The organism is Pseudacidovorax intermedius (assembly GCF_001476815.1).
GTDB classification, from domain to species: domain Bacteria; phylum Pseudomonadota; class Gammaproteobacteria; order Burkholderiales; family Burkholderiaceae_C; genus Xenophilus; species Xenophilus intermedius_A.
The window spans coordinates 1-16404 of record NZ_LDSL01000187.1; the positions used below are offsets into that span (position 1 = coordinate 1).

Consider the following 16404-nt stretch of genomic DNA (forward strand, 5'->3'; position numbering starts at 1 on the left):
CTGGGCCGACCTGCTCAAGCCCGAGTACAAGGGCCTGGTGGGCTACCTGGACCCGGCCTCGGCCTTCGTCGGCTACGTCGGCGCCGTGGCGGTGAACCAGGCGCGCGGCGGCAGCATGGACGACTTCAAGCCGGCCATCGACTACTTCAAGGCCCTGCAGAAGAACGAGCCCATCGTGCCCAAGCAGACCGCCTACGCCCGCGTGCTTTCGGGCGAGATCGGCATCCTGCTGGACTACGACTTCAACGCCTACCGCGCCAAGTACAAGGACGGCGCCAACGTGGCCTTCGTGATCCCGAGCGAAGGAACGGTGGTCGTCCCCTACGTGATGAGCCTGGTGGCCAAGGCGCCGCATGCGGCCGATGCCAAGAAGGCGCTGGACTTCGTGCTCTCCGACGAAGGCCAGGCCGTCTGGGCCAAGGCCTACCTGCGGCCGGTGCGCGCGAGCGCCATGCCCAAGGAGGTGGAAGCGCAGTTCCTGCCTGCCAGCGAGTACGCCCGCGCCAAGCCGGTGGACTATGCGCGCATGGCTGCTGTGCAGAAGGCCTTCTCCGAGCGCTACCTGAAGGAAGCGCGCTGAGCCGATGCAGCGACCGCAGCTGATCCTGCTGGCCTGCGCCCTGCCGGCCGGCATCTTCTTCCTGGCCTTCTGGCTGCTGCCCGCGCTGCAGCTGCTGGCCCTGCCGGCGCGCGAAGGGGCCTCGGCCTACTTCGCGGTGCTGACGCAGCCGCGCTACCTCACGAGCATGCTGCAGACGCTAGCGCTGTCGGTGGCGGTCACGCTCGCCACCCTGGTGCTGGGCGCGGCCGTGGGGCTGTACCTGGCGCGCCAGCGCTTCGCCGGACGGCGCCTGCTGCTGGCCGTGCTGACGCTGCCGCTGTCCTTTCCGGGCGTCATCGTGGGCTTCTTCGTGATCCTGCTGGGCGGCCGGCAGGGGCTGGTGGCGGACATCTCGTCCAGCCTGGGCGGCGAGCGGCTGACCTTCGCCTACGGGCTGCTGGGCCTGTTCCTGGCCTACCTGTACTTCTCGCTGCCGCGGGCCATCGCCGCCTACACGGCCGCGGCCGAGGCCATGGACCCGGCGCTGGAAGAGGCCGCCCGCTCGCTCGGTGCCTCGCGCATCGCCATCGCCCGCGACGTGTGGGTGCCCGAGTTGGCGCCCACCACGCTGGCCTGCGGTGCCATCGTCTTCGCCACCGCCATGGGTGCCTTCGGCACGGCCTTCACGCTGGCGAGCAAGTTCGAGGTGATCCCGATCACCATCTATGACGAGTTCACCAACTACGCCAACTTCGCGCTCGCGGCATCGCTGTCGATCGCGCTGGGGCTGGTGACCTGGGCCGTGCTCTTCATTGCACGCCGCTTCAGCGGGGAGGCCAACGCATGACGGCACGCAGCGGTACATCGCGCTCGCCCGTGTTGGCAACGCTCACCGGCCTGGTGGCCTTCTTCACGCTGGCGCCCATGCTGCTGTCGGTGCTGGCCGGCCTGGTGACCAACTACGGACGCGGCTGGCGCAGCGGCTTCACGCTGCGCTGGCTGGTGGAGGTGTGGGACAGCTACGGCAGCACCGTCACCGGCTCGCTGCTCTTGGCCGCCACCTGCGTGCTGTGCACCGTGCTGCTGGGCGTGCCCTGCGCCTGGGCGCTGGCGCGCAGCCGCACGCGCGCGGCGCGGCTCTTCGAGGAGCTGCTGACGCTGCCCGTGGCCGTGCCGGGCCTGGCCACGGCCCTGGCGTTGATCCTGGCCTACGGCCAGGTGCAGGGCTTCCGCCAGAGCTACGCATTCATCCTCGTGGGCCACGTCGTCTTCACCCTGCCCTTCATGGTGCGCACCGTGGCCTCGGCCTTCCAGCGGCGTGAACTGGTGGCGCTGGACGAGGCCGCGCGCACACTGGGCGCGAGCTTCGTGCAGCGCTTTCTGGGCGTGCTGGTGCCGGCCGTGTTCCCGGCCATCGTGGCGGGCTGCCTGATGGTCTTCACGCTGTCGGTGGGCGAGTTCAACCTCACCTGGATGCTGCACACGCCCCTGACCCGCACGCTGCCCGTGGGCCTGGCCGACAGCTATGCCTCGGCCCGCATCGAAATCGGCTCGGCCTACACCCTCGTCTTCTTCCTCGTCATCCTGCCCGTGCTCTGGGGCCTGCAGGCCGCCGCGGACTTCATTCGCAAACACCATGGAACTTGAACGAACGGCCATCGACATCGAACGCTGCGCCAAGACGTACGCCGACGGCACGCGCGGCCTGCAGCCCACCGACCTGCATGTGGAGCCCGGCGAGGTGCTGGCCCTGCTCGGCCCCTCGGGCTGCGGCAAGACCACGCTGCTGCGCCTGATCGCCGGCCTGGAGGGCATGGACGCGGGCGGCCGCATCCTCTTCGGCGGCCAGGACGTGAGCGACCGGCCGGTGGAGCGGCGCAACGTGGGCATGGTGTTCCAGAGCTATGCGCTCTTTCCGCAGATGAGCGTGGCGGCCAACATCGGCTATGGCCTGCGCATCCGCGGCACGCCGGCCGCGGAGGTCGAACGCACGGTGGGCGAGCTGGTGGAACTGACGCGCCTCACTGGTCTGGAACACAAGCGCCCGGCCGAGCTGTCCGGCGGCCAGCGCCAGCGCGTCGCCCTGGCTCGCGCCGTGGCAGTGCGCCCGCGCGTGCTGCTGCTCGACGAGCCGCTGGCCGCGCTGGACGCCAAGCTCAAGGAATCGCTGCGCGACGAGCTGGCCGAGCTGCTGCGCCGCCTGCACATCACGGCCGTGCACGTCACGCACGACCAGCAGGAAGCGCTGGCCATCGCCGACCGCCTGGCCGTGATGCGCGGCGGCCGCATCGTGCAGGTGGGCCGCGGCGAGGACCTGTACCGCACGCCGGCCCATCCCTTCGTCGCCGAATTCCTGGGCCGGGTGAACCGCCTCGACCGCAACGACGCCGCGCGCCAGCAGGGCGTGGTCATGCTCGGCGGCGTGGCGCTGCCCTGCCCCGACGGCCTGGCCGCGCAACCGGCGCTGCTGGTGCGGCCCGAGGACATCGAACTCGGCCCACCCCAGCCTGGCTGGGGCATGGCCCGCGTCGTGCAGCGCACCTTCCTGGGCGAGCGCGTGCAGTTGCGGCTGGACGCCGGCGACCAGCCCGCACTGCTCGCCGAAGCCGGCCGCGACTGCCCCTGGCAACAGGACCAGCAGGTGGGCATCCGCACCACCGCCGACCGCCTGATGCCCACCACGGAGATTGCCTGATGACCCGCCCCACCTTCCTCGTGCAGCTCACCGACCTGCACATCCGCGAACCCGGCCGCCTGGCCTATGGCCGCATCGACACCGCGCCCTACCTGCGCGAGGCCGTGGCCAGCGTGCTGCGGTTGCGGCAGGCGCCCGATGCCATCGTCATCACCGGCGACCTGAGCGACTTCGGCCGCGAGGCCGAGTACGCGCACCTGGCCGAGCTGCTGGCGCCGCTGGGCACTACGCCCGTCTACCTGCTGCCAGGCAACCACGACGAGCGGGCGCAACTGCGCCGCAGCTTTCCCACGCACAGCTACCTCGGCGACGGCGAGTTCGTGCAGTTCAACGTGGCCGTCGGGCCGCTGCGGCTGATCGCGCTGGACACCGTGACGCCCGGCGCCTCGCACGGCTCGCTGTGCCATCGCCGGCTCGACTGGCTGGCCCGCGAACTGGACGCCAGCCGCGGCCAGCCGGTGGTGATCGCCATGCACCATCCGCCCTTCCGCACGCTGATCGGCCACATGGACGACATCGGCCTGCTCGAGGGCGCGGCCGAACTTGAGGCGCTGGTGGCGCAACACCCGAACGTGGAACGCATCATCTGCGGCCACCTGCACCGAGCCATCGACGTGCGTTTCGGCGGCACCATCGCCAGCACCGCACCCGCGCCGGCCCACCAGGTCTGCCTGGACCTGACGCCCGATGCGCCCTCGGCCTGGACGCTGGAGCCGCCGGGCTTTAGGGTGCATGCGTGGGACGGCCAGCGGCTGGTCACGCACCTGGCGGCGAGTGGCGTTTTCGAGGGGCCGTATCCCTTTCATGACAACGGCGCGTTGATCGATTGAGGCCTCCCGGCGTGCGGCATGCGCCCCACCCGGGACAAGGGCACCGAGGTGGCCTTCGACCTACGGCCACGCTGGCACGCCGCGTGCAGAATGGCTGCCCCTTTTTCGCATTGCCCCGTCTTCCCGAAGGAGCCGCACCCCGTCCATGAAGCACCTGCTGAACCTGCTCGCCGCCGTCGCCCTGCTGGTGTGGGGCACCCATCTCGTGCGCACGGGGGTGCTGCGCGTATTCGGCGGCGATCTGCGCAGGTTGCTGCAGCGCAGCCTGGGCAACCGCTTCTCGGCGGCGCTGGCGGGCATTGGCGTGACGGCGCTGGTGCAGTCGAGCACGGCGACCTCGCTCATGACGTCGTCTTTCGTCGGCCAGGGGCTGATCACCCTGCCCTCCGCGCTGGCCGTGATGCGCGGGGCGGACATCGGCACGGCACTGATGTCGGTGCTGTTCTCCACCGACCTCTCGTGGCTGTCGCCGCTCTTCATCTTCACCGGCGTGGTCTTGTCCATCACCCGCCCGGCCAGCGCGGCCGGCCGCTTCGGCCGCATCCTGATCGGCCTGGGCCTGATGCTGCTGGCGCTGCAGTTGGTGGTGCAGGCCACGGGCCCGTTGTTCGAGAGCGAGGCCATGCGCGCCGTGATCGCCTCGATCACCAGTGACCTGATGCTCGAGATCACCGTCGGCGCGGCCTTGGCCGTGGTTGCCTACTCCAGCCTGGCGGTCGTGCTGCTGGTGGCCGCCATGGCCACGGGTGCCGTGGTGCCGCTGGACGTGGCACTGGGCCTGGTGCTGGGCGCCAACCTCGGCAGCGGCCTGCTGGCGGTGCTGACCACGGCCAAGTCGCCGCCCGCGGTGCGGCAGGTGACGGTGGGCAACTTCCTGTTCAAGCTGCTGGGCGTGGTGATCGCGGCGCCCTTCGTGGGGCTGGTGCTGCGCCAGGCGCCGGACACGCTGACCGCGTCGCCCGCCACGCTGGTCGTGATGTTCCACCTGGCCTTCAACGTGATCGCCAGCGTGGCCTTCATCGGCCTCACGACCGCGGTGGCCAGGCTGTCGATGACGCTGGTGCCGGTGCCGCGCACGCCCGCCACGGGGACGCGGCCGCGGCACCTGGACCCTTCCGCGCTGTCCACGCCCTCGCTGGCCATTTCGAATGCGGCGCGCGAGGCGCTGCACCAGGCCGACGTGGTCGAGAGCATGCTGATCGGCGTGCTCGCCGTGATCCGCGGCAACGACCTTCGGCTGGCCGAGGAGCTGCGCAAGATGGACGACCAGGTCGACCGGCTCTACTCGGACATCAAGTACTACCTCACCAAGATCTCGCGCGAGGCGCTGGGCGAGGAGGAGAGCCGGCGCTGGACCGACATCATCAGCTTCACCATCAACATGGAGCAGATCGGCGACATCATCGAGCGGGTGATCTCCGACATCGAGGACAAGAAGATCCGGCCGCACCGCAACTTCTCCGAGGCCGGCATGGCCGAGATCGTGGAGATGCACGAGCGGCTGGTGGCCAACCTGCGGCTGGGCATGAGCGTGTTCCTGAACGGCAATGTGCGCGACGCGCAGAAGCTGCTGGAGGAGAAGGTGCGCTTCCGCGACCTGGAGCGGGCCTATGCCAACACGCACCTCACGCGCCTGATGGACCGCACGGCGCCGAGCATGGAGACGAGTTCGCTGCACATCGACCTGATCAGCGACCTGAAGCGCATCAACTCGCACATCTGCTCGATCGCGTATCCCATCCTCGACTCGGCGGGGGCGCTGGCGCCGAGCCGGCTGCGGTCGTCGCTGGTGGAGGCGGAGGAGCCGCGCTGAGGTTTGGTGGTGCACCCGGGTTGTTGACCTCGGTGCGCGATGTGCTTGGCGGTGCACTGGTCCGCCGAAATGCGCATCGGGCGCGTCGATCCGCGGGGGTGCATAGCAGGCGCGCCGGTCCGGGCGGGGGTAGGCAGCGCGGCGAGCTTCAGTGAGGCGGTCGGCACTGCGTGCCGACTCCCCTGCGATGCTCGCACACCCGGCCCGCGGCATAACTCGCTGCGCTGCCTGACGGCAGCTCCGCTCAAACAAATGCCGCGAGTCAGACCACGAAGCAGGCCTGTCCTTCGGCAGGCCTGCAGGCCGGGTGCACTGCGCTTCTCGGCGCCTCACAGGCGCACGCCACGCTGCCTACCCCCGCCCGGACCGGAATCGGCTGACGGTGCCGCACTGGCGCACTGGCGCACTGGCGCACCACCATAGTTACGCAGTTACGCAGTTACGCAGTTACGCAGTTACGCAGTTGCGCAGTTGCGCAGTGACGCAGTGGCGGAATGGCACGCTCCCGGAACGACGCCATGAGGCGCTGCGGTCCTTCCACAGCCGTTCGGGCTGGGCGTGTCGAGGCCCTGCACAGCGCTCGAAGAAGCAAGGGGACGCTCGATCCACTGCGGTGGCCGAACCCATCCTCCGGCCACGACGGCGAAGCGTCCGCGAGGGACTGTGTCCCTCATGCCGGCCGATCGAGCACCCGGTCCCTGCGCGCGAGGAGCGGCCCGGCGTGGGCGATGTGTGAAGCGGCGAGAAGCGCAGCGCACCCGGCCTGCAGGCCTGCCGAAGGACAGGCCTGCTTCGTGATCTGACTCGCGGCAGTTGTTTGAGCGCAGCGCGAAGCGCGTAGCGAGTTCTGCCGCGGGCCGGGTGCGCGAGCATCGCAGCGGAGTCGGCACGCAGTGCCGACCGCCTCACTCTGAGCCCGCGACGGGCCGCTCCTCGCGCGCCGCCCCCGCCACAAAAATTCGCCCCGAAACACGCCGAACGCCAAGATGACCGAAACCCACGCCTTGCGTACACGATCCGCCCCCACCCTGCACGCCGTCACACAGACGGCCCGCCCCCACAAGGCCATTGCACTGACCGCAGGCTGACCGCCCCACACCCGCGGGATGATCGGCGCCCCTTGAACACAAGCCCGGGAGAAGACCCATGAACGACATGACCCACACGCACCAGGACGCCACCGGCCTGCTGGACAAGCTGCAATGGCGCTACGCCACCAAGAAGATGGACCCGGCCCAGTCCGTGCCCGCCGACAAGGTCGAGCGCATCCTGGAGGCCATCCGCCTCGCGCCCACCTCCAGCGGCCTGCAGCCCTTCGAAGTGATCGTCGTCACCAACCCCGAAGTGCGCCAGCGCATCCAGGCCATCGCCTGGAACCAAGCGCAGGTCACCGAAGGCTCGCACCTGCTCGTGTTCGCCGCCTGGGACCACTACACGGCCGAGCGCATCAACCACATGTTCGACCTGGTGAACGAAGAGCGCGGCTTCCGCAACGAAGGCTGGGAGGCCTACCGCCAGAAGCTGCTGGCCGCCTACCCGAACCGCCCCGCCGAACAGAACTTCGAGCACGCCGCCCGCCAGGCCTACATCGGCCTGGGCGCCGCCGTCATCGCCGCCGCCTTCGAGCAGGTCGACAGCACGCCGATGGAAGGCTTCGATCCGGCCGCGCTGGACGACATCCTGCAACTGCGTGCGCGCGGCCTGCGCAGCGTCGCCATCCTGCCCCTGGGCTACCGCCAGGCCGATGGCGACTGGCTGGCGAACCTGAAGAAGGTGCGCCGCCCGCGCGAACAGTTCATCACCGAAGTCCGCTGATCGCGGACCGGCCCGCGGCGCGCCTGTGGGCAGCGCTGCGGGGCCGTCGTCCTTCAGGCTGAATGGCCGCGGGTCGCGGCCCGTTCAGCCGGCGAAGCCACCCTCGGCCAGGAAGGCCAGTTCTTCCGGCGTGCTCTCCCGCAGCAGGATCGCATTGCGGTGCGGAAAGCGGCCGAAGCGCTGCACGATGTCGCGGTGCTCCTCGCCGTGGCGCAGCGCCTCCGGCGCCAGGCGTTCGTAGAGCCGCACCGAACGCTGCTGATCGTCCAGCGCCTCCGAATGCGCGAAGGGCAGGCAGAAGAACAGCCGCAGCGGCGCATCGACCCCCATCTCGTGACCCCGTGCCAGCGCCTCGCGCGCGACGGCACGGGCACGCGCATCGGTCGCATACATGTTGGCCGTGCCGCGGAAGGCATTGCGCGGGAACTGGTCCAGCAGGAGCAGCAAGGCCAGCGCGCCCGCCGGCGTCTCCAGCCAGGCATCCAGTTCGCCGCGTGCGGCGCTCAGGTGCAGTTGAAAGCCACGGGCGAAGAACTCGGCATCGAAGGCATCGCTCTTGCGGAACCAGTGGGGCTCGGACGCCCGCCAGAAGTCCACCAGGGCGGCAGCCTCGGGCGGAACGGTCGTGGCAGTGGATGTTGGGCTCATCGGCGCACTCGGCCTGGGCGGCCGCTCGGTCAAATGGCCCGCATGATGCCAGCCCCTGGACCTGCTACAGAAGCCAGGCCGCGGCGGCGTGGCGCAGACCCGTGAAATCACGCGGGCCGCGGCGCCACGACAGCCACGGTCTTCGTCACGCAGCCCGCGGCGCGGCAGTCGCGTCGTCGCCCACCGCCGGCTCGGCCCGCCGCGCATAACGTTGAGCCAGCACCGCGCACGCCATCAGCTGGATCTGGTGGTACAGCATCACCGGCAGCACGATCGGGCCCACCATGGAGGCCGGGAACAGCACGTTGGCCATCGGCACGCCGCTGGCCACGCTCTTCTTGGAGCCGCAGAACACGATGGCGATTCGGTCCTCGACGGAGAAACCTGCGCGCTTGGCAACGGCGTTGGTCACCCCCAGCGCCAAGGCCAGCAGCAGTGCGCTCACCACCGCGACCGCCACCAGGGCCGACAGCGGCAGCTGGTGCCACAGGCCCTTCACCACCGCCGCGCTGAAGGCGGTGTAGACCACCAGCAGGATCGAGCCCTGGTCCACCCACTTGAGCATCTTGGCATTGCGCTGCACGAAACCGCCCACCCAGGGCCGCAGCAGGTGGCCGGCCACGAAGGGCACCATCAGCTGCAGCAGGATGCGGCCGATGGCGTCGAGCGAGGCATTGGCATGGTGGCCCGGCACCACCAGCAGGTTGACCAGCACCGGCGTGATCAGCACACCCAGCAGCGTCGAGGCCGAGGCACTGCACACGGCCGCCGGCACGTTGCCGCGGGCCATGGCCGTCAGCGCGATGGACGACTGCACCGTCGACGGCAGCACGCACAGGTACAGCACGCCGGTATAGAGCGTGGGCGTGACCAGCGGCTGCAGCAGCGGCTTGAGCGCCAGGCCCAGCAGCGGGAACAGCACGAAGGTGCTGGCCAGCACCAGCAGGTGCAGCCGCCAGTGGCCCACGCCGGCCAGCACGGCCTCGCGCGACAGGCGCGCGCCGTGCAGGAAGAACAGCGCCGCGATGGCGGCCGTCGTCAGGGTCTCCATGCCGGCCGCCACCCGCCCCTGCGCGGGCAGCAGGCTGGCCAGGGTCACGGTGCCGATCAGCATCAGCGTGAAGCGGTCGGGCAGGAAGCGGGTGAGCGATGTCATGTGCCGATTGGACGCCCGCGATCGATCCAAGGGAAATGGATTTATCTGATGGTTTTATGATCCAGCCGCATGAATGTGTCGCTGCGCCAGCTCCGGGTCTTCCTCGCCGTGGCGCAGCTGCGCAACTTCAGCCGCGCCGGGCAGGAGGTCGGCTTGACCCAGCCGGCCGTCAGCCGCGCCATCCACGAACTGGAGTCGCAGCTGGGCCTGAAGCTGCTGGACCGCACCACGCGCGAGGTCGCCCTGACCGAAGCGGGGCGCGCCCTCGCGCTCAAGCTGGCGCGGGTGCTGGACGAGCTGGACCAGTCCCTGGCCGAAGTGCGCGACCTGGGCCGCCTGCGCCGCGGCAAGGTGCGCGTGGCCAGCAGCCCGACGCTGTCGGCCTACCTGATGCCGGCCTGCATCGCCGCCTGCGTGCGCGAGGAGCCCGACATCCAGCTGCTGCTGCTCGACCGCATCCAGCAGGACGTGCTGACCAGCGTGCGGGCCGGCGAGGTCGACTTCGGCGTGGTGATCGAGCCTTCGGCCGACGACGACCTGCATTCCGAGCCCATCATGCGCGACCCCTTCGTGCTGGTGGTGCCGCAGGGCCACCGGCTGGCGCGCAAGGCCGCGGCGCCCTGGTCGGCGCTGGATGGCGAGCCGCTGGTGCTGCTCGACCATGCCTCGGGCAGCCGCCGGCTGATCGACGAGGCGCTGGCCCGGCACGGCGCGCAGTGCCCGGTGGCGCAGGAGCTGGGCCATCCGACCACCGTCTTCCAGATGGTGGTGGCCGGCCTGGGCATCAGCGTGATGCCGGCCCTGGGCCTGCCGCCCGGCGGCCTGGCCGGCCTGCAGGTGCGGCCGCTCACGCCGAAGGTCGAGCGGGCCATCGTGCTGGTGCACCGGCGCAATCGCCAGCCCTCCCCGCTCGCACTGCGCGTGTGGGAGCTGGTGCGGGCCACCGCGCGCGAGCGCGAGGCCCAGGGAGCAGTCCCGCGGACCTGAGGCGGCCCTCCCCGCGGGACGCCGTCATCAGTCCAGCGTCAGCACCGTGCAGCCCGTGGTCTTGCGGGCTTCCAGGTCGCGGTGCGCCTGCTGCACGTCCGCCAGCCGGTAGCGCTGTTCCACCGGGATCTTCACCGCGCCGCTGCGCACCACCCCGAACAGGTCGTCGGCCATGGCCTGGGTGCTCTCGCGCGTGGCGATGTGGGTGAACAGCGTCGGCCGCGTGATGTAGAGCGAACCCTTGGCGCCCAGCTGGCCGATGTTGACCGGCGGCACCAGGCCGGAGCCGTTGCCGAAGCTGGCCAGCAGGCCGAAGGGCCGCAGGCAGTTGAGCGAACCCTCGAAGGTGTCCTTGCCCACCGAGTCGTACACCACCTTCACGCCCTGGCCGCCGGTGATCTGCCGGACCCGCTCGGCGAAGTTTTCGCGGCTGTAGTTGATGCAATGGGCGGCACCGTGGGCCAGCGCCAGTTCGCACTTGGCGTCGCTGCCGGCGGTGCCGATCAGCTGCAGGCCCAGCGCCTTGGCCCATTGGCAGGCGATCAGGCCCACGCCGCCGGCCGCTGCGTGAAAAAGCACGAAGTCGCCCGCCTGCAGGCCCTCGGCCGGCAGCGTCTTGCGCAGCAGGTACTGCGCCGTCAGGCCCTTGAGCATCATGGCCGCGCCGGTCTCGAAGGAGATGGCGTCGGGCAGCCGGCACACGCAGCGCGCCGGCATCACGCGCAGCTCGCAATAGGCGCCGGGCGGCTGGCTGGCATAGGCCACGCGGTCGCCTGCCGCCAGATGCGTCACGCCCTCGCCCACCGCCTCGACCACGCCGGCCGCCTCCATGCCCAGCTGCAGCGGCATCGGGAAGGGATAGAGCCCGTTGCGCTGGTAGACGTCGATGAAGTTCAGGCCCACGGCATGGTGGCGCACCCGGATCTCGCCGGGGCCGGGTTCGCCGACCTCGACCTCCACCAGCTTCAGTTCCTCGGGACCGCCCTGGCGGTCGATGCGGATGGCTCTGCTCTTGTGGGTCATGGGTTCATCTCCTGGTTCTCGTGGGATCGAAACCGTTGCCGGCCCCGTCGCCGCCGCCGGGCGCAGGGCCACGCGCGTCAGTAGGTGCCGGGATAGGCCCCGCCGTCCGCCAGCCAGTTCTGGCCGGTGACATAGGCCGCATGCATGCTGCACAGGAAGGCGCAGATGGCGCCGAATTCCTCGGGCGTGCCGAAGCGGCGCGCGGGAATGGTCTTCTTGCGCGCCTCGTGGATGGCGTCCACCGTCTGGCCCGTCTTCTTGGCGGCGGCGGCGGCCGTGCCCTGCAGCCGGTCGGTGTCGAAGCTGCCCGGCAGCAGGTTGTTGAGCGTCACGCCCTTGGCGGCCAGGCCGGTGCGCGCCACGCCGGCCACGAAGCCCGTCAGGCCGCTGCGCGCGCCGTTGGACAGGCCGAGGATGTCGATGGGCGCCTTCACCGAGCTGGAGGTGATGTTGACGATGCGGCCGAAGCCCCGGGCCGCCATGCCGTCGACCGTCGCCTTGATCAGCTCGATGGGCGTCAGCATGTTGGCGTCCACGGCCTTGATCCAGGCTTCGCGGTCCCAGTCGCGGAAGTCGCCGGGCGGCGGGCCGCCGGCGTTGGTGACCACGATGTCGTAGTCGGCATGCGCGGCGAAGGCCTGGGCACGGCCCTCGGCGGTGGTGATGTCGGCGGCCACCCATTTGACGAAGGGCGCGTCGCCGCTGGCCGGGCGCTCGGCCTCCAGCCTCGCGGCGGCGGCCTGCAGTGCCTCGGCGCCGCGCGCCACGATGACCACGTTGACGCCCTCGCGCCGCAGCGCCTGTGCGCAGCCGAAGCCCAGACCCTTGCTCGCGCCGCACACCAGCGCCGTTCTGCCTGCGATTCCCAGATCCATGTGAAGAAGACTCCTAGATGAAGATGCCGCGCCGGACCCGCCGGGCAGCGATGGGGCGCAAGGGTAGCGGAGCCGCGCGATCCGTGCTCAGGGCCGGGTGAAGACGTAAATGCCGGCCAGCACGAGCGCGGTGCCTGCGGCGATCCAGACCGTGAACGGCTCGCCCAGCAGCAGCACGCCCATCAGCAGCGTGGACATGGGGCCGATCATGCCGGTCTGCGCCGCCACGGCGGGGCCGATGCGCTCGATGGCCATCATCACCGCCAGCACGGGCACCGCCGTGCACAGCGTGGCGTTGAGCACCGACAGCCAGATCACCGGCGGCGCCACGTCCAGCGCCGTGCCGATGGGCCGCAGCACGAGGTACTGGCCGATGCACAGCAGGCAGGCCACCGTGGTGGCCAGGCCCACCAGCCGCAGCGAGCCCAGCCGCTTGACGAACTCGCCGCTCCACACGAGGTAGATGGCATAGCTGATGGCGCTCAGGAAGACCAGGAAGGCACCCCAGGCCGTCGCACCGCCCTGCCCCAGCCCCAGCTCGTGGCCGAAAACCAGCATCACCCCCGCATAGCTGATGGCCGCGCCCAGCAGCTGCTTGCCGCGCACCTTGCGGCGGTAGACGGCCCAGCCGAACAGCATCACCAGCGTGGGGTTGAGGTACAGGATCAGCCGCTCCAGGCTGGCCGAGATGTAGGCCAGACCGGCGAAGTCCAGGAAGCTCGCCAGGTAGTAGCCCGTGAGCCCCAGCCCGCACACGCCCAACCAGTCGCGGCGCGTGAGCGGCGGCTTGCCGCGGCCCGCCCACCACGCCATGCCGGCGAACAGCGGCAGGGCGAACAGCATGCGCAACATGATGAGCGTCACGGCGTCCACGCCATGGCGGTAGGCCAGCTTGACGATGATGGCCTTGCCGCTGAAGGCAATGGCCCCGAACACCGCCAGCAGCAGGCCGGTGCCCATGCCGGCGCGGGCCTTGGGGGAAAGGGAAGAAGACGCCGCGCCGCTGCTCATCTCACCAACCGGCAGCCAAGCCGTCGCGGCGCGGATCGCTCGCGATCACGTAGCCCTCGGTCTTCGGATCGCCCATGCGCCAGATGAACTGGCCGGCACCGAAGTCCTGGTAGGAGTCGTTGATGACGTCGATCTCGTGGCCCATGCCGCGCAGGCCGTCGACCACGGCCGGGCTCATCGCCGACTCCACGTTGATGTTCAGCCCGGCGTTGAAGCGCCAGCGCGGCGCATCGCAGGCGGCCTGTGGGTTCTGGTGGTGGTCGATCATGCGCACCAGCGTCTGCATGTGGCCCTGCGGCTGCATGTTGCCGCCCATCACGCCGAAGCTCATCACCGGCTGACCATCCTGCGTGAGGAAGCCCGGGATGATGGTGTGGAAAGGCCGCTTGCCCGGCGCCACCTGGTTGGGGCTGCCGTCGGCCAGGCTGAAGCCGTGGCCACGGTTCTGCAGGCTGATGCCGAATTCGGGCTCCACGCAGCCAGAGCCGAAGCCCATGTAGTTGCTCTGGATGAAGCTCACCATCATGCCGCTCTCGTCGGCGGCCGTGAGGTAGATGGTGCCGCCCTTGACCGGGTTGCCGGCCTGGAAGTCCTGTGCGCGGTGCATGTCGATGAGTTTTGCACGGCTGGCCAGGTAGGCGTCATCGAGCATTTGCTCGGGGGTCACCGTCATCGACGATGGCTCCGACACGTAGCGGTAGACGTCGGCGAAGGCCAGCTTCATGGCCTCGATCTGCAGGTGCTGGGCCTGGGCTGAATCGATGGCCATCGACGCGATGTCGAAGTTGGACAGGATGCCCAGCGCGATCAGCGCGGCGATGCCCTGGCCGTTGGGCGGGATCTCGTGCAGCGTGTAGCCGTGGTAGTCCTTGCTCACCGGCTTGACCCACTCGGGCTTCCAGTTCGCCAGGTCGGCGGTCGTCAGGCTGCCGCCGTTGGCGGCCGAGAAGCGGGCCAGGGCCTCGGCGATCTCGCCACGGTAGAAGGCCTCGCCACGCGTCTGTCCGATGGCCCGCAACGCGCGCGCCGCGGCCGGAAAGCGGAACAGCTCGCCCACCTCGGGCGCGCGGCCCCAGGGCATGAAGCTCTGCGCGAAGCCGGGCTGGTCGTGCAGGATGGGCGTGGCGGCGGCCCACTTCTGCTGCACCACGGGCGGGATCAGGTAGCCGCGCTCCGCCACCTCGATGGCCGGCACCATCAGGTCGGCGAAGGGCAGCTTGCCGAAGCGCTCCGACAGCGCGGCCCAGGCGCCGACGGCGCCCGGCACCGTCACCGAATCCATGCCGCGCATGGGCGGGGTCCTGGCGTCGGCGCCATGCTTGCGGCGGAAGTACTCGGGCGTCCAGCCCGCCGGCGCACAGCCGGAGCTGTTCAGGCCGTGCAGCTGCTGGCCGTCCCACAGGATGCAGAAGGCATCGCTGCCCAGGCCGTTGCTCACCGGCTCCACCAGCGTCATGACGGCCGCGGTGGCGATGGCGGCATCCACCGCGTTGCCGCCCTGGTGCAGCATGCGCAGGCCGGCCTGCGCGGCCAGCGGGTGCGAGGTCGACACCACGTTGCGGGCGAAGACCGGGATGCGGGTGGAGGGATAGGGGTTGCCGTAGTCGAAGCGCTTCATGGGAATGTCCTGCAGGGGCTGTTGTGCGTGGTCGAAGGCGATCAGTCGTTGGTGATCTTGCGCTCGACGATGATCTTCTTCCACTTGGCCGCGTCCTGCGCCACCAGGGCCGCGAACTGGGCCGGCGTGCTGGTGGCCGGCTCGATGCCGAGCTTTTCGAGCTTCTCGCGCACCTCGGGATCGGTGGTGGCCTGTGCCGCGGCCGTGTTCACGCGCGCCACCAGCTCCGCCGGCAGGCCCTTGGGGCCATAAAGGCCGAACCAGGTCACCGACTCGAAGCCCGGCAGCGTGTCGGACACCGGCGGCAGCTCGGGCACCAGCGGGCTGCGCTTGAGCGAGGTCACGGCCAGCGCGCGCAGCCGCCCGTCGCGCACGAAGGGCAGGCCCGTGGGCAGCGCGTCGAACAGCAGGTCCACCTTGCCGCTCACCAGGTCCGGCATGGCCAGGGCCGTGCCCTTGTAGGGAATGTGGGTGACGAACACGCCCGCCATCGACTTGAACAGTTCCGCCGTCAGCTGCACCACGGTGCCGTTGCCGCTGGAGGCATAGTTGAACCGGCCGGGATTCTTGCGGGCCAGCTCGATCCATTCCTTCACGCTGCGCGCGGGCGAGCTGTTGGGCACCAGCATGATGCTGGGCGCATTGCCCACGTGGCCGATGGGCGTGAAGTCGCGCACCGTGTCATAGGGCAGCCTGGCGGTGATGGAGGGGCCGATCGCATGCGTGCTGGTGGTGGCCAGCAGCAGCGTATAGCCGTCGGCCGGCGCCTTCGCGGCCAGGTCGGCGCCGATGGCGCCGCCGGCACCGGGCTTGTTGTCCACCACCACGGAATTGCCGAGCTTCTCACCCATCTTCTGCGACAGCGTGCGGGCGAACAGGTCGGTGGCGCCGCCGGCCGGGAAGGGCACGATCAGCCGGATCGGCTTGGACGGGTAGCTCTGCGCCAGCGCGGCGCCGGCGGGAAGCAGCGAGGCCGAGGCGGCCTGCAGGAAATGTCTGCGTTGCATCGTCATGGACAAAAGAAGGGTGTCGGTCGGCCGCCCGTCAGCCGGCGGCCGCGCGGCGCCGATTGGAACGCTTTCCGCACTGATGAGGAAATGGATTTGGTTGATGAATTCATGCGGCCGATCTATGAATCCTGCAGCGCTCTCCTCGCCAATGAAAAACGGCACCCGAAGGTGCCGTTGTGGTGTGCAAGGTGCGTGCCGCAGGCGGCCCGCCCCTGCGCCGTCATTCCTCGACGAAGGCTTCCTCGCGCTTGGACTTGACCGAGGGCAGCAGCACGATCACCAGCAGCAGCACCGCCAGCAGCAGCAGGCCGGCCGAGATCGGCCGCGTGACCAGCACGCTCCATTCGCCGCGCGACAGCAGCAGCGCGCGGCGCAGGTTCTC

15 protein-coding genes and 1 pseudogene are annotated in these 16404 nt (G+C 70.1%); 8 read left to right on the plus strand and 8 right to left on the minus strand.

The window, feature by feature from the left end:
* From NS331_RS23500 to NS331_RS23530, 7 genes are all read left to right on the plus strand, one after another.
* Positions 1-580: extracellular solute-binding protein (locus NS331_RS23500; protein WP_153013014.1), on the plus strand; the 580-nt coding region annotated here is incomplete at its 5' end.
* Positions 581-584: 4 nt separating this feature from the next.
* Positions 585-1388 carry an ABC transporter permease gene (locus NS331_RS23505; RefSeq protein ID WP_058644352.1) on the plus strand — a complete coding sequence of 268 codons (804 nt, stop codon included), beginning with the start codon at positions 585-587 and terminating at the stop codon, positions 1386-1388.
* A gap of 77 nt (positions 1389-1465) precedes the next feature.
* Complete coding sequence (locus NS331_RS23510; RefSeq protein ID WP_440589402.1) at positions 1466-2188, plus strand: ABC transporter permease; 723 nt, start codon at positions 1466-1468, stop codon at positions 2186-2188.
* The gene (locus tag NS331_RS23515) at positions 2178-3236 is read left to right on the plus strand and encodes an ABC transporter ATP-binding protein (RefSeq protein WP_058644354.1); all 1059 of its coding nucleotides are present in this window, start codon (positions 2178-2180) and stop codon (positions 3234-3236) included. The genes NS331_RS23510 and NS331_RS23515 overlap by 11 nt, the downstream gene beginning before the upstream one ends.
* A complete protein-coding gene (locus NS331_RS23520) occupies positions 3236-4066 on the plus strand; it encodes a phosphodiesterase (protein ID WP_058644355.1) in 831 nt (276 codons plus the stop codon). Before NS331_RS23515 ends, NS331_RS23520 begins: the two co-directional genes overlap by 1 nt.
* A gap of 145 nt (positions 4067-4211) precedes the next feature.
* Positions 4212-5879, plus strand: coding sequence for a Na/Pi cotransporter family protein (locus NS331_RS23525; protein WP_058644356.1), 1668 nt, complete (start codon positions 4212-4214; stop codon positions 5877-5879).
* A 1146-nt stretch (positions 5880-7025) separates the two neighbouring features.
* Positions 7026-7694 (plus strand): NAD(P)H-dependent oxidoreductase, encoded by a 669-nt coding sequence (locus NS331_RS23530; protein WP_082702724.1) that lies wholly within the window; start codon positions 7026-7028, stop codon positions 7692-7694.
* 84 nt (positions 7695-7778) lie between these two features.
* Here the strand turns inward: NS331_RS23530 and NS331_RS23535 are convergent, their stop codons facing one another.
* Positions 7779-8342: a DUF924 family protein gene (locus NS331_RS23535; protein ID WP_058644357.1), complete on the minus strand. Its 564-nt coding sequence runs from the start codon at positions 8340-8342 to the stop codon at positions 7779-7781.
* Between the two features lie 145 nt (positions 8343-8487).
* Positions 8488-9498 carry a bile acid:sodium symporter family protein gene (locus NS331_RS23540; RefSeq protein WP_058644358.1) on the minus strand — a complete coding sequence of 337 codons (1011 nt, stop codon included), beginning with the start codon at positions 9496-9498 and terminating at the stop codon, positions 8488-8490.
* Between the two features lie 69 nt (positions 9499-9567).
* Here NS331_RS23540 and NS331_RS23545 point away from each other — a divergent pair, with 69 nt between their 5' ends.
* Positions 9568-10485: a LysR family transcriptional regulator gene (locus NS331_RS23545; protein WP_058644359.1), complete on the plus strand. Its 918-nt coding sequence runs from the start codon at positions 9568-9570 to the stop codon at positions 10483-10485.
* Between the two features lie 27 nt (positions 10486-10512).
* Here NS331_RS23545 and NS331_RS23550 read toward each other — a convergent pair whose 3' ends face one another.
* From NS331_RS23550 to NS331_RS26410, 6 genes and pseudogenes are all read right to left on the minus strand, one after another.
* Positions 10513-11508 carry a quinone oxidoreductase family protein gene (locus NS331_RS23550; protein WP_058644360.1) on the minus strand — a complete coding sequence of 332 codons (996 nt, stop codon included), beginning with the start codon at positions 11506-11508 and terminating at the stop codon, positions 10513-10515.
* 77 nt (positions 11509-11585) lie between these two features.
* Positions 11586-12383 carry an SDR family oxidoreductase gene (locus NS331_RS23555; protein WP_058644361.1) on the minus strand — a complete coding sequence of 266 codons (798 nt, stop codon included), beginning with the start codon at positions 12381-12383 and terminating at the stop codon, positions 11586-11588.
* 87 nt (positions 12384-12470) lie between these two features.
* Positions 12471-13394 carry a DMT family transporter gene (locus tag NS331_RS23560; RefSeq protein WP_058644362.1) on the minus strand — a complete coding sequence of 308 codons (924 nt, stop codon included), beginning with the start codon at positions 13392-13394 and terminating at the stop codon, positions 12471-12473.
* Between the two features lies 1 nt (position 13395).
* A complete protein-coding gene (locus NS331_RS23565; RefSeq protein ID WP_058644363.1) occupies positions 13396-15012 on the minus strand; it encodes a gamma-glutamyltransferase family protein in 1617 nt (538 codons plus the stop codon).
* A 41-nt stretch (positions 15013-15053) separates the two neighbouring features.
* On the minus strand, positions 15054-16019 hold the full coding sequence (locus NS331_RS23570; protein WP_058644364.1) for a Bug family tripartite tricarboxylate transporter substrate binding protein: 966 nt from the start codon (positions 16017-16019) through the stop codon (positions 15054-15056).
* Positions 16020-16242: 223 nt separating this feature from the next.
* Positions 16243-16404, minus strand: a pseudogene (locus NS331_RS26410) (tripartite tricarboxylate transporter permease); the annotation flags it as partial.

Coding starts and splice junctions, on each gene's coding strand:
- NS331_RS23515 (WP_058644354.1), top strand. CDS start 2,178: ATGGAACTTGAACGAACGGCCATCGACATCGAACGCTGCGCCAAGACG.
- NS331_RS23540 (WP_058644358.1), bottom strand. CDS start 9,498: ATGACATCGCTCACCCGCTTCCTGCCCGACCGCTTCACGCTGATGCTG.
- NS331_RS23545 (WP_058644359.1), top strand. CDS start 9,568: ATGAATGTGTCGCTGCGCCAGCTCCGGGTCTTCCTCGCCGTGGCGCAG.
- NS331_RS23530 (WP_082702724.1), top strand. CDS start 7,026: ATGAACGACATGACCCACACGCACCAGGACGCCACCGGCCTGCTGGAC.
- NS331_RS23555 (WP_058644361.1), bottom strand. CDS start 12,383: ATGGATCTGGGAATCGCAGGCAGAACGGCGCTGGTGTGCGGCGCGAGC.
- NS331_RS23550 (WP_058644360.1), bottom strand. CDS start 11,508: ATGACCCACAAGAGCAGAGCCATCCGCATCGACCGCCAGGGCGGTCCC.
- NS331_RS23525 (WP_058644356.1), top strand. CDS start 4,212: ATGAAGCACCTGCTGAACCTGCTCGCCGCCGTCGCCCTGCTGGTGTGG.
- NS331_RS23510 (WP_440589402.1), top strand. CDS start 1,466: ATGCTGCTGTCGGTGCTGGCCGGCCTGGTGACCAACTACGGACGCGGC.
- NS331_RS23520 (WP_058644355.1), top strand. CDS start 3,236: ATGACCCGCCCCACCTTCCTCGTGCAGCTCACCGACCTGCACATCCGC.
- NS331_RS23505 (WP_058644352.1), top strand. CDS start 585: ATGCAGCGACCGCAGCTGATCCTGCTGGCCTGCGCCCTGCCGGCCGGC.
- NS331_RS23565 (WP_058644363.1), bottom strand. CDS start 15,012: ATGAAGCGCTTCGACTACGGCAACCCCTATCCCTCCACCCGCATCCCG.
- NS331_RS23570 (WP_058644364.1), bottom strand. CDS start 16,019: ATGCAACGCAGACATTTCCTGCAGGCCGCCTCGGCCTCGCTGCTTCCC.
- NS331_RS23535 (WP_058644357.1), bottom strand. CDS start 8,342: ATGAGCCCAACATCCACTGCCACGACCGTTCCGCCCGAGGCTGCCGCC.
- NS331_RS23560 (WP_058644362.1), bottom strand. CDS start 13,394: ATGAGCAGCGGCGCGGCGTCTTCTTCCCTTTCCCCCAAGGCCCGCGCC.